An 11,613-nucleotide genomic window follows, 5' to 3' on the forward strand; every position below is an offset into this window, starting at 1 on the left:
CGGGCGGCGATCCGCGCATGGTTTCGTCCGTGCAGGGGCAGGCGACCGACACGCTGCTGACGCGCTTCGATGCGGCGGCGCTGGTGCCGGTCGTCACCGGGCGGCAGCCGCTTTACGTGCATGTCGATCGCGCCGCCGACATTCGCGCCACGCTGGCGCTGAAGCGGGAATTTCCGGCGCTGCGCCTGGTCGTGGTCGGCGCGGCCGAAGGCTGGCGCGTGGCGGGCGAACTGGCCGCCGCGCAGGTGCCGGTGATCGCCACCGCGCTGACCGACCTGCCCGGCCGGTTCGAGACGCTGGCCGCCACCCAATCGAACGTCGGGCGGATGAAGAAGGCGGGGGTGAAGGTTGCCATCGGCAATTTCTATGATGGCGAGCAGCCGCGCTATGCGCCGCAATATGCCGGCAACCTGGTGGGCGTGGCGCGTGTGCCCGGCGCCACCGGGCTGACCTGGGGCGAGGCGCTGGCGGCGATCACCTCGGTCCCGGCCGAGATCATCGGGGAAGGCGATCACTTCGGCAGCCTGAAGCCCGGCCGGGCGGCGGACGTGGTGGTGTGGGACGGCGATCCGCTGGAGGTTACGTCCGGCGTGGTCGCGGTTTACGTGGACGGCGTGGCCCAATCGCTGGTCAATCACCAGACACGGCTGCGCGACCGCTATCGGCACCCGCAGGAAGGGAGCTTGCCCAAGGCCTATCAATAGACGCGGCGGACCGCGCCGCGCGGGAGGGAGAACGAACATGGATGCTTCGGTCGTGATGCTCGTGGCGGCGTCGACAGCGTTTGTCGGCACCCATTTCCTTCTGTCGCACCCCTTGCGCGCGCCGCTGGTCGGGGCGCTGGGGGAACGGGGCTTTGCCGGGGTCTATTCGCTGGTCGCCTTCGCCACGCTGGGCTGGGTGATCGTGGCCTTTCGCGCCGCGACGCCGGGGCCGCTGCTGTGGAACGGATGGGCCGACGCGCCCTGGCTGCTGGCCAGCGTGCTGACCGTGCTGGCGATGGCGCTGCTGCTGGCCTCGCTCATCGGCAACCCGGCCATGCCCGAGGCGTCGATGGCAGGCTTGGCGACCCGCGAGGCGCGCGGCGTGTTCCGCGTAACGCGCCATCCGATGATGATGGGCTTTGCCCTGTGGGCCGTGGCCCACGTGATCGTGGCGCCCAGCGCGCGGGTTATCGTGCTGGCGGGGGCGATCGCGGTGCTGGCGCTGGTCGGCGCGCATATGCAGGATCGCAAGAAGCTGGCGCTGCACGCCGATGCCTGGCGCGCCTGGTGCGGCCGCACCGCGTACTGGCCGCATGTGGGGCGGCTGGCCGATCTGGGCTGGTTCTGGCTGGCAGGCCTTGCCGCGTGGATCGGGGTGACCTGGCTGCACCTGTGGCTGTCGGGCATTCCCGCCGGCCTGTGGCGCTGGTGGCAATGACCGGAACCGGCAGCACCGGCTCCGTGAAAATCAGATCGTGAAGCTTTCGCCGCAGCCGCACGTGCCCTTGGCATTGGGGTTCTGGAACACGAAGCCCGCCTGGAAATCGTCTTCCACCCAGTCCATCGTGCTGCCGACGAGGTAGAGCACCGATGCGCCATCGATGAAGAAGGTGCCGCCGGGCGTTTCGATCCGTTCGTCGAAGCCGCTGGCCTCGTTCACGTAGTCCACCGAATAGGCAAGGCCGGAGCAGCCCCGGCGCGGGGTGGAAAGCTTCACCCCGATCGCGCCTTCGGGCGCCGCCTGCATCAGCGTGGCGATCCGCGCTTCGGCCGACGGCGTCAGCAGGACGGCGGCGGGCCGGGGGCGGCGGGTGGTCGTGGTTGTCGTCATGTCAGCCTCTTCTGCCAGAACAGGGCGTGTCCGGCCTGGGGATCGAGCGTGTAATCGCCATAGCCAAGCGCGGCATAGACCGCCCGGGCGCGTTCGTTGCCGCTCAGCACTTCGAGCGTGACCTTGCACGCACCGATCGCGCGCGCCTCGTCCTCGATGGCGGCGAACATGGCGCGGGCGATGCCGTGGCCGCGATGGCCGGGCAGCACGACCATGTCGTGAATGTTGACCAGCGGGCGCGCCGCGAACGTGGAATAGCCGGTGAAGCAGTTGCTGAGACCCACCGGCTGGCCATCGATCCGCGCGATCAGCGAAAAGGCGCCGGGATGGCCGGCGAGGCCATCGACCAGCCGCGCCTTCACGTCGTCGGCCAGCGGCGCGCCGCCGCCCATCGGATCGCGCGCATAGGCATCGAGCAGCGTGACCACGGCATCGGCGTCGGCCGCGTTGCCATAGTCGGCGCGCGTCACCGTCAGGCCGTCTGCAAGCGTGGTCGCCGCCGTGGCCATCACAGCATGCCCAGTTCGAGCTTGGCTTCGTCGCTCATCTTCTGCGGGTCCCACGGCGGGTCCCAGACGAGGTTCACCTCGGCGTCGCGCACGCCCGGCACCGCGCCCACGCGCAGTTCCACTTCGCCCGGCATCGATTCGGCGACCGGGCAATGCGGCGTGGTCAGCGTCATCGTCACGGTGGCATGGCCATCGGCGGTCACGTCCACGCCGTAGATCAGCCCCAAGTCATAGATGTTGACCGGGATTTCAGGGTCGAAGATCTCACGCAGCGCGTCGATCACCGCTTCGTAGGTTTCGCCGCCCGGCTCGCCCGCGCTCACCCCCTGCGGCTTTTCCGCCAGGAAGCCTTCGAGATAGTCGCGCTTGCGCTCCAGCTTCTCTGCCGGCGTTTCGGGCGGCGTTTCAGGCGGTTCGGGAATGTCCTCCACGCGGGCGCGGCGCGGCGCGGCCACGTCTTCGACTTCTTCCACGGTGAACCTGGGTTCCTCACCGTTCGTCATCCGAAAATCCTCATCGTCCGTTCGATGCCGCGCACCAGCGCGGCGATATCGCTGTCATCGCTGTAGATGCCGAAGCTGGCGCGGGCCGTGGCGGGAACGCCAAGATGGTCCATCAGCGGCTGCGCGCAATGGTGCCCGGCGCGGATCGCCACGCCTTCCTCGTCCAGGATCGTGCCGAGGTCGTGCGGGTGCACACCTTCCAGCGCGAAGCTGACGATGCCGGCGCTGTCCTCGGGGCCGAACAGGCGCACCGAATTGAGCCGCGAGAGTTCGCCGCGCGCCCGCGCCACCAGCGCCGCTTCGTGGGCGTGGATCGCGTCCAGCCCGATGCCTTGCACGAAATCCACCGCCGCGCCGAAGCCGATCGCCTCGACGATCGCGGGCGTGCCCGCCTCGAAGCGTTGCGGCGCGGGGGCATAGGTCGTTTTCGCGAAGGTCACCCGGTCGATCATCGAGCCACCGCCCTGCCAGGGCGGCATGGCATCGAGGATGTCGGCCCTGGCCCACAGCGCGCCGATGCCCGTCGGCCCATAGAGCTTGTGCGCCGAGCAGACATAGAAATCGCAGCCGAGCACCTTCACGTCCACGGCGAGGCGGGCGACGGCCTGGCAGCCATCGAGCAGGATCTTGGCGCCGACGGCATGGGCCAGCCTCACCGCCTGTTCCACGGGAAGCATCGAACCGAGCACGTTGGACACATGCGCGAAAGCCACGAGCTTGTGCGCGGGGGTGAGGATGCGTTCGGCCGCTTCCAGATCGATGCGCCCGTCCGGCGTCAGCGGGCAGACGTCGATTTCCACGCCGGTCCGTTCGCGCAGCAATTGCCAGGGCACGATGTTGGAATGGTGCTCCAGCACCGACAGCAGGATGCGATCCCCGGCCTTGAGATTGGCCTGCCCCCAGGTCTGCGCGACCAGGTTGATCGCCTCGGTCGCGCCACGGGTGAACACGATCTCGCCCTCGTCCCCGCCCAGCAGGCCGGCAACCTTGCGCCGCGCGGCTTCGAAGGCCAGCGTCATGTCGGCCGAACGGGTATAGACCCCGCGGTGGACGGTGGCGTAGTCCGCGCCCATCGCGTGCGTCACCGCGTCGATCACCTCTTGCGGCTTCTGCGCGGTGGCGGCGGTATCGAGATAGTGCCAGCGGCTGCCGTCGGGATTGCGCAGGCCGGGCCAGATGTCCCCCTCCCGCATGCGGGAGGGGCCAGGCGTGGGCTGATCCTGGGTGAGTGCTGCCGTCGTCACAGCAGCCCCTCCAGCGCCTTGAGCGCGGCTTGCGTCAGCGCGTCCTCGTCGGCCGCGCCGACGAAGGCTTCGGCGATGAACGCCTGCAGCATCAGCTTCTTCGCGTCCGCCGGGGGAAGCCCGCGCGATTGCAGGTAGAACAGGCCCTGCGCGTCAAGCTCGCCCACCGCGCAGCCGTGCGCGCATTTCACGTCGTCGGCGAAGATTTCGAGTTCCGGGCGCGCGTTGGCGGTCGCGGTGCGGTCGAGCAGCATGGCGCGGACCGATTGTTCGGCATCGGTGCCGATCGCGCCGCGCGCCACGGCGACACGGCCGAGATAGGTGCCGGTGGCATGGCCGCCCAGCACCGAACGCACGATCTGGCGGCTCTGCGCGTCGGGTTCGGCGTGTGTCACTTCGGTGACCACTTCAAGCGTCTGCGCGCCGCCGCCCAACTGCGCCGCGCCCAGCGTGAAGTCCGCGCCCTTGCCCAGCGTGACCGTCACGCCGATGCGGCCATAGGCAGCGCCGGCGTTGAGCAGGCGCAGGTCGAACACCGCGCCGTCTTCCAGCGTGATCGCGATTTCATGGGCTTCGGGGCCGTTGCCGTCGGCGATGAGCGACAGGGCGGCGCTTTCCCCGGCGGGCACGCGGACGACTTGCACCGCCGCCGGCCACACCGTTTCCAGCGCGGCCAGATCGGCGTAGCGATAGCCCTCGTCCTTGCGGGTGGGCAGGGGCAGGGCGGCCGCGTTCACGCCGCCACCGCCTCGTAACCATGCTGTTCGAGTTCGAGCGCCAGTTCGGGGCCGCCCGACTTCACAATGCGGCCACCGGCCAGCACGTGCACGAAGTCCGGCTTCACGTAATCGAGCAGGCGCTGGTAATGCGTGATCAGCAGCACCGCCTTGTCCGGCTTGCGCATGATCGCGTTGATGCCTTCGCCGCAGATGCGCAGGGCATCGATGTCGAGGCCCGAATCGGTTTCGTCCAGAATCGCCAGCCGGGGATCGAGAATCCCCATCTGCACCATCTCGGCGCGCTTCTTCTCGCCGCCCGAAAAGCCCACGTTCACCGGGCGCTTGAGCATGTCCATGTCCATGCGCAGCAGGCCGGCCTTTTCCTTGGCGAGCTTCAGGAATTCCCCGCCCGAAAGCGGCGCTTCGCCCCGGCCCTTGCGCTGCGCGTTGAGCGCTTCGCGCAGGAACTGGACGTTGGACACGCCGGGAATCTCGACCGGGTACTGGAAGCCCAGGAACAGCCCCGCCGCGGCGCGCTCGTGCGGCTCCATGGCCAGCAGGTCGGCGCCTTCGAACGCGACCGAGCCGCCGGTGACCTCGTAGCCGGGTCGTCCGCCCAGCGTATAGGCCAGCGTGGACTTGCCCGCACCGTTTGGCCCCATGATCGCGTGGATTTCGCCCGCGTTCACGGTCAGCGACAGGCCCTTGAGAATGGCCTTGCCGGCGATTTCGTTGGAAAGGTTATCGATCTGGAGCATGCTTATCTCTGGTATCCGCGCGCGGCGCCTTGCCGGTGACGGTTCTGGTTCGGGCGGGACGAGGCGCGCTGTTCGTGCCAGCGGGCCTTCATTTCGGCGAGCACGGCGCGGGCGGCCCCTTCGGGATCGGCCAGCACGTCGGCGGCGGGATAGCGGATCACCTTGATGCCCACTTCGCCCAGGCTGCGGTCGCGCCGGCGCTCGATCTCGGGCGGGTTCGTGCCTTCGTCGAGCGCGACCACCAGCTTGAGCGGCTGGCAGGCGAAATCGACGATGGCCGATCCGATCACCGCATAGCGCTTGAAGCGGTACCGCCCGAGGTCGGCCTTGGCCAGCTCCGCCGCCAGCGCGGCCTGCGCCGGGGTGGGCGACCGGCGCATCTCGCGCGCGGCATCATGCAGCGTATCGAGCCGCGATTCGGCGATGTTCCAGCCACGCCCCTTTTTCTGGAGCTTGGGCGCGTCGGCCCGCTCCTCGACCGGCTTGAGGGTAAGCGTCTTCTTCAACCGACTGATCCTTCCAGGCTGATACCCAGCAGCTTCTGCGCTTCCACCGCGAATTCCATCGGCAGTTGCTGCAGCACCTCGCGCGCGAAGCCGTTGACGATCAGCGCCACGGCGCTTTCCTGGTCCAGCCCGCGCTGCATCGCGTAGAACAGCTGGTCGTCGCTGATCTTGCTGGTCGTCGCCTCGTGCTCGATCGTCGCGCCGGGGTTGCGCACCTCGATATAGGGCACGGTATGCGCGCCGCATTCACCGCCGAGCAGCAGCGAATCGCACTGGGTGAAGTTGCGCACGCCATCGGCCTGCGGGGCCACGCGCACCAGGCCGCGATAGGTGTTGTTCGATCGGCCGGCGGAAATGCCCTTCGACACGATGGTCGAGCGCGATCCCTTGCCGTTGTGGATCATCTTGGTGCCGGTATCGGCCTGCTGGAAATTGTTGGTGACAGCAACCGAGTAGAACTCGCCCACCGAATCCTCGCCGTTGAGCACGCAGGACGGGTACTTCCACGTGATCGCCGATCCGGTTTCCACCTGCGTCCACGAAACCTTGGACCGCGCGCCCTGGCACAGCGCGCGCTTGGTCACGAAGTTGTAGATGCCGCCCTTGCCCTGGGCATCGCCGGGATACCAGTTCTGGACGGTCGAATACTTGATCTCTGCATCGTCGAGAGCGACCAGTTCGACCACTGCGGCGTGCAGCTGGTTCTCGTCGCGCTGGGGCGCGGTGCAGCCTTCGAGGTACGAGACGTAGGCGCCCGTGTCCGCCACGATCAGCGTGCGTTCGAACTGGCCGGTATTCTCCGCGTTGATGCGGAAATAGGTGGACAGCTCCATCGGGCAGCGCACGCCTTCGGGGATGTAGACGAAGGTGCCGTCGGAGAAGACGGCGCAGTTGAGCGCGGCGAAGTAGTTGTCGTGCATCGGCACGACCTTGCCCAGCCAGCGCTTCACCAGATCGGGGTATTCGCGGATCGCCTCGCTGATCGAGCGGAAGATCACGCCGGCCTCTTCCAGCTCCTTGCGGAATGTGGTGGCGACCGAAACGCTGTCGAACACAGCGTCGACCGCGATCTTGCGCGCACCTTCCACGCCGGCGAGCACTTTCTGCTCCTCCAGCGGAATGCCCAGCTTTTCATAGACGCGCAGGATTTCGGGATCGACCTCGTCCAGCGATTTCGGCCCATCCTTCTTCTTGGGCGCGGCGTAGTAATAGGCGTCCTGATAGTCGATCGGCGGCACGTTGAGCTTTGCCCAGTCCGGCGTCTCCATCGTCAGCCAGTGGCGATAGGCGCGCAGCCGCCATTCGAGCATCCATTCCGGCTCCTGCTTCTTGGCGGAGATGAAGCGGACGGTCTCTTCGGACAGGCCCTTGGGCGCGAATTCCTGCTCGATGTCGGACGTGAAGCCCCACTCGTAGGTTTCGAGCTTCTTCGCCGCGTCGCGCGCAGCCTGGTCCCTTTCTGGGGTGTCCTGTACCTGGGTTTCTTCGGTCATGCGGTAGCCTCCGCCGCGATCGGGCGGGCAAACTGGGTAAGGGGGACGGCCGACAGCGCGCCGCGCAGCGCCGCATCGACGACGGGCCAGTGCGGGCGGACGGTACAATCCTTCTCGAGCGAGCAGGTGCAGTCCTGGCGGACCGGCGTGCTGCACGGGGCAAGCGCGATCGGGCCTTCCACCGCCTCGATGATATCGGCCAGCGTGATCGCGGCTGCGGGGCGGGCCAGCTTCAGCCCGCCGCGCGCGCCGCGCACCGACTTCAGCAAGCCGGCGGCCGAAAGCTTGCTGACCAGCTTCTGCACGGTAGGGGCGGGCAGGCCGGTTTCCTCGGCCAGTTGCTGCGCGCTGATCCGCGCCCCGCCGCAATGGCGTGCGGCGGCGGTCATCGTGACCACGGCATAGTCCGCCATGCTGGAAAGACGCATCGCCTGGGAGTCTCCGGGAACGCGGGCTGCAAATCAGACCGAATCGTTCCGGTTATCTAGGCGCGGCTCTCCACAAGCGCAAGGCGCGGAGGTGGCGGTTGCAAATCAGTGCGGTGCGTGACCGGGAAAGAGCGAAAAAAAGGCGGCCGAACCCCGAAGGGCATCGGCCGCCGTAAAGTCGAGAACCCGATACATCACTGCACCGAGCCCTTCGGGTCGCGCGGTTTGTCTATGGGATTGGCCGAGTCGGTAATTGTACGGATTCGACAAAAACGGTTGCGGCGGCGCAACAGGTTGAAAAAATGCCGTTAGTTATATGAAATATCGATGCACGATGGCAGCAATCGCACTTGGCTTGGGACACCGCAGACGCAATAGGACGGAACTTCTTCCCCGATCCGGATGCGGACTTCCCGTTTCATGCTCTATCGACTGCTGCGCCCCTTGCTGTTTCGCGTACCGGCTGAACAGGCCCACCGGCTTACCCTGATGGCGCTTGGCGCCGCGCCGCTGGCGCGGCGGCTGGCGCCCGAACCCGCGCTGACGCAGCGCGTGGCGGGCATCGTCTTTCCCAACCCGGTGGGCATGGCGCCCGGCTTCGACAAGAACGCGCAAGTGCCCGACGCGGTGCTGCGCCTGGGTTTCGGCTTTACCGAGATCGGCACGGTAACGCCGCGTCCGCAGGCGGGGAACCCCGCGCCCCGGCTGTTCCGGCTGGTGGAGGACCGGGCGGTCATCAACCGCATGGGCTTCAACAACAACGGCGCGGATGCGGTGGCCGCGCGGTTGCGTACCCGCCTGGGCAAGCCGGGGATCGTGGGCGTCAACATCGGCGCCAACAAGGATTCGGCCGACCGCATCGCCGACTATGCGGCGATGACACGGACGATGGCGCCGCTGGCGACCTATCTCACGGTCAACATCAGTTCGCCCAACACGCCCGGGCTGCGCGCGTTGCAGGACGAAGGCGCGCTGGCCGAATTGCTGGATGCGGTGATCGAGGCGCGCGGCGCGCTGGCAACGCCGGTGTTCCTGAAGCTTGCCCCCGATCTCCAGAGGGCCGATGTCGACGCGATCTGCCGCATTGCGCTGGACAGGCGGCTCGATGCGCTGATCGTGTCGAACACCACGATCGAGCGGCCCGCTTCGCTGCGATCGGTCCATGCCGGAGAAACGGGCGGGCTTTCGGGCGAGCCGCTGCGGCAGATGGCGCTGGAACGCCTGCGCGAATTCCGCAAGGCGAGCGGCGGCGCCATTCCGCTGATCGGCGTGGGCGGCATCGCCAGCGCCGACGATGCGTGGCAGCGCATCCGTGCGGGCGCCAGCCTGGTCCAGATCTACAGCGCGATGGTCTACGAAGGACCGGGCCTTGCGCGCGCGATCGTGACGGGCCTGGCGAAGCGTGTACGGCAAGAAGGCATGACGAGCATTGCGGAGGCCGTCGGGACCGAATAGCCTTGCGGCCATGCTATCGATGAAGACGCCCGGTCGCGCGCTGCTTGCAGCGCTTCTGCTCACGTCCGCCTGCGCCCCGATGGGCCAGATGGCCTCCACCACCCCGCAGGCCGCGCCGGCGCCCGCTCCCGCGGATGGCGTGCCGGTGGGCGAGAAGGGGCTGGTGTCCGCCGCCGATCCGCGCGCGGCCGAAGCGGGTGTGGACATGCTGCGGCTGGGCGGAACCGCCACCGACGCCGCGATCGCCACGATGCTGGCGCTGACCGTGGTCGAACCGCAAAGCTCGGGCATCGGTGGCGGCGGCTTCCTGGTGCTGGGCGACGCGGCGGGCAAGGTCGAGACGGTGGACGGCCGCGAAACCGCGCCCAAGGCCGCCGGTCCGCAGTGGTTCTACGTCAACGGCCAACCGCTGCCGATCGTCGAAGCTATTCCGGGCGGGCGCAGCGTGGGCGTGCCGGGCAACCTGCGCCTGGCCGCGCTGGCGCACGCCCACCACGGCAAGCTGGCGTGGCGCGCGCTGTTCCAGCCGGCGATCCGGCTGGCCCGCGATGGCTTCGTCATGACGCCGCGCCTTTACGCGATGCTGAGCCGCTTCCCGCGGACCGGCGCGCTCGATCCGCAGGCGCGCGCCATCTACTACGGGGCGGATGGGCAGCCGCTGCCCGCGGGCACGGTGATCCGCAATCCGGCGCTGGCCGAAACGCTGGAGAAAATCGCGGCGCAGGGGGCCGACAGCTTCTATGCGGGCGACAATGCCGGGACCGTGGCCGCCAAGGTCGGCACCGCGCCCCGCAATCCCGCGCCGCTGACCACGGCGGACCTCGCCGGCTATCAGGCGAAGGGACGCGCGCCGGTATGCGGCGACTACCGTGGCTACCGCGTGTGCGGGATGGGGCCGCCGTCCTCGGGCGCGACCACGGTCTATGCCATTCTCAAGCAGCTCGAACGCTTCGATCTGAAGGCGCTGGGGCCGGACAACCCGGTATCCTGGCACCTGATCGCCGAATCCGAACGGCTGGCCTACGCCGATCGCGACCGCTACCTGGGGGACAGCGATTTTGTCAGCGTGCCGGTCGCCGGGCTGACCGATCCCGCCTATCTGGCGACACGATCCGCGCTGATTTCGGACAAGGGCACGCTGCCGTCGGTCGTGGCGGGGACGCCGCCGGGCGTCCGCACCGCTTTCGCGCCCGCACGCCCGCAGGAAGAGCACGGCACTACCCATTTCGTCGCGGTGGACCGCTGGGGCAACGCCGCCAGCTATACCTCCACGATCGAAAGCCCGTTCGGCTCGGGCCTGATGGTCGGCGGCTATTATCTCAACAACGAGCTGACCGACTTCAACATCGTGCCCGATCGCGATGGCGTGCCCACCGCGAACCGGGTGGAAGCGGGAAAGCGGCCGCGCAGTTCGATGGCGCCGACACTGATCTACGGTCCCGACGGCCAGCTGCGGCTGGCGATCGGCGCGGCCGGCGGGGCGACGATCCCGGCCCAGGTCGCCAAGGCGATCATCGGCGTGCTCGACTGGGGCCTGCCCGCGCGCGAGGCGATCGCCCTGCCGGTGATCTTCGCGCCCGGCGGCGACGTGGTGTTCGTGGAAAAGGGCTCCGCGCAGGAAGCGATGATCCCGGCGCTGATGGCGCTGGGCCACCGGCAGGTCATCGCGCGCGAGGCTTCCTTCAAGGCCAACGCGATCGAACGCGTCGGCGATCGCTGGCGTGGCGCAGCCGATCCGCGCAGCGAAGGCGCGGCGGTGGCGCCCTGAACGCTTTCCGATAGGCGTGTCCGCCCGCGCAAGGTTGCCGTAGCGGCGCAGCTTCTTTAGGACTTTCCCCTGCGCGAACGGTGGAGCAAAAGCCGGCGCGCGGGTGGGGCAGAGGACCGGACGTGCAGCTCAGCGATTTCGAACAATTCCCGAACCTGGTCGCAATGTTCTTCGACCGCGCGCGCGCGCGGGGCGATGGGCCGTTCCTCTCGGCCAAGCACGATGGCGCGTGGCGGGCGATCACCTGGCGCGAGGCGGCGGACCGGGTCTGCCTGATGGCGGAGGCCCTGCGCGGGCTGGGCCTGAAGGATGGCGACCGGGTGGCGCTGGTGTCGGAAAACCGGCCCGAATGGTGCCTGGCCGATCTGGCGATCATGGCCGCCGGGCTGGTCACCGTGCCGACCTACATCACCAA

At 68.4% G+C, this 11,613-nt stretch carries 14 protein-coding genes; 5 read left to right on the forward strand and 9 right to left on the reverse strand.

The window, feature by feature from the left end; genetic code table 11:
- Together B3547_RS19210 and B3547_RS19215 are read left to right on the forward strand one after the other, a co-directional pair.
- On the forward strand, positions 1-704 hold a 704-nt coding region (locus B3547_RS19210), incomplete at its 5' end, for an amidohydrolase family protein (RefSeq protein WP_292966002.1).
- A gap of 37 nt (positions 705-741) precedes the next feature.
- Entirely contained in the window at positions 742-1,422 is a 681-nt protein-coding gene (locus B3547_RS19215; RefSeq protein WP_292966005.1) for an NnrU family protein, read from the forward strand.
- A 30-nt stretch (positions 1,423-1,452) separates the two neighbouring features.
- Here the strand turns inward: B3547_RS19215 and B3547_RS19220 are convergent, their stop codons facing one another.
- From B3547_RS19220 to B3547_RS19260, 9 genes are read right to left on the reverse strand one after another with little or no spacing between them, the layout of a single operon-like run.
- Positions 1,453-1,815, reverse strand: a complete 363-nt coding sequence (locus tag B3547_RS19220) for a HesB/IscA family protein (protein WP_124810085.1) — start codon at positions 1,813-1,815, stop codon at positions 1,453-1,455.
- On the reverse strand, positions 1,812-2,324 hold the full coding sequence (locus B3547_RS19225; protein WP_292966009.1) for a GNAT family N-acetyltransferase: 513 nt from the start codon (positions 2,322-2,324) through the stop codon (positions 1,812-1,814). The genes B3547_RS19220 and B3547_RS19225 overlap by 4 nt, the downstream gene beginning before the upstream one ends.
- The gene (locus tag B3547_RS19230; RefSeq protein WP_292966012.1) at positions 2,324-2,827 is read right to left on the reverse strand and encodes an SUF system Fe-S cluster assembly protein; all 504 of its coding nucleotides are present in this window, start codon (positions 2,825-2,827) and stop codon (positions 2,324-2,326) included. Before B3547_RS19230 ends, B3547_RS19225 begins: the two co-directional genes overlap by 1 nt.
- Positions 2,824-4,020 carry a cysteine desulfurase gene (locus tag B3547_RS19235; protein ID WP_292966029.1) on the reverse strand — a complete coding sequence of 399 codons (1,197 nt, stop codon included), beginning with the start codon at positions 4,018-4,020 and terminating at the stop codon, positions 2,824-2,826. The genes B3547_RS19230 and B3547_RS19235 overlap by 4 nt, the downstream gene beginning before the upstream one ends.
- A 47-nt stretch (positions 4,021-4,067) precedes the next feature.
- Entirely contained in the window at positions 4,068-4,808 is a 741-nt protein-coding gene (locus tag B3547_RS19240; protein ID WP_190287283.1) for a SufD family Fe-S cluster assembly protein, read from the reverse strand.
- A complete protein-coding gene (gene sufC, locus B3547_RS19245; RefSeq protein WP_124810088.1) occupies positions 4,805-5,548 on the reverse strand; it encodes a Fe-S cluster assembly ATPase SufC in 744 nt (247 codons plus the stop codon). Before sufC ends, B3547_RS19240 begins: the two co-directional genes overlap by 4 nt.
- A gap of 2 nt (positions 5,549-5,550) precedes the next feature.
- Entirely contained in the window at positions 5,551-6,054 is a 504-nt protein-coding gene (locus B3547_RS19250) for a DUF559 domain-containing protein (protein ID WP_125954307.1), read from the reverse strand.
- On the reverse strand, positions 6,051-7,547 hold the full coding sequence (gene sufB, locus B3547_RS19255; RefSeq protein WP_292966018.1) for a Fe-S cluster assembly protein SufB: 1,497 nt from the start codon (positions 7,545-7,547) through the stop codon (positions 6,051-6,053). The genes B3547_RS19250 and sufB overlap by 4 nt, the downstream gene beginning before the upstream one ends.
- Positions 7,544-7,975: an SUF system Fe-S cluster assembly regulator gene (locus tag B3547_RS19260; RefSeq protein WP_124810092.1), complete on the reverse strand. Its 432-nt coding sequence runs from the start codon at positions 7,973-7,975 to the stop codon at positions 7,544-7,546. The genes sufB and B3547_RS19260 overlap by 4 nt, the downstream gene beginning before the upstream one ends.
- A 420-nt stretch (positions 7,976-8,395) precedes the next feature.
- Between B3547_RS19260 and B3547_RS19265 the strand changes: the two genes are divergently transcribed.
- The 3 genes from B3547_RS19265 to B3547_RS19275 all read left to right on the forward strand — a co-directional run.
- Positions 8,396-9,430, forward strand: coding sequence for a quinone-dependent dihydroorotate dehydrogenase (locus B3547_RS19265; RefSeq protein ID WP_292966021.1), 1,035 nt, complete (start codon positions 8,396-8,398; stop codon positions 9,428-9,430).
- A gap of 19 nt (positions 9,431-9,449) precedes the next feature.
- Positions 9,450-11,198, forward strand: a complete 1,749-nt coding sequence (gene ggt / locus B3547_RS19270; RefSeq protein WP_292966024.1) for a gamma-glutamyltransferase — start codon at positions 9,450-9,452, stop codon at positions 11,196-11,198.
- Between the two features lie 164 nt (positions 11,199-11,362).
- Positions 11,363-11,613, forward strand: a 251-nt coding sequence (locus B3547_RS19275; RefSeq protein ID WP_414690593.1) for an AMP-binding protein, incomplete at its 3' end; no start/stop codon positions are given.

Source organism: Novosphingobium sp. UBA1939 (genome assembly GCF_002336885.1).
In the GTDB taxonomy this organism is placed as follows: Bacteria; Pseudomonadota; Alphaproteobacteria; order Sphingomonadales; family Sphingomonadaceae; genus Novosphingobium.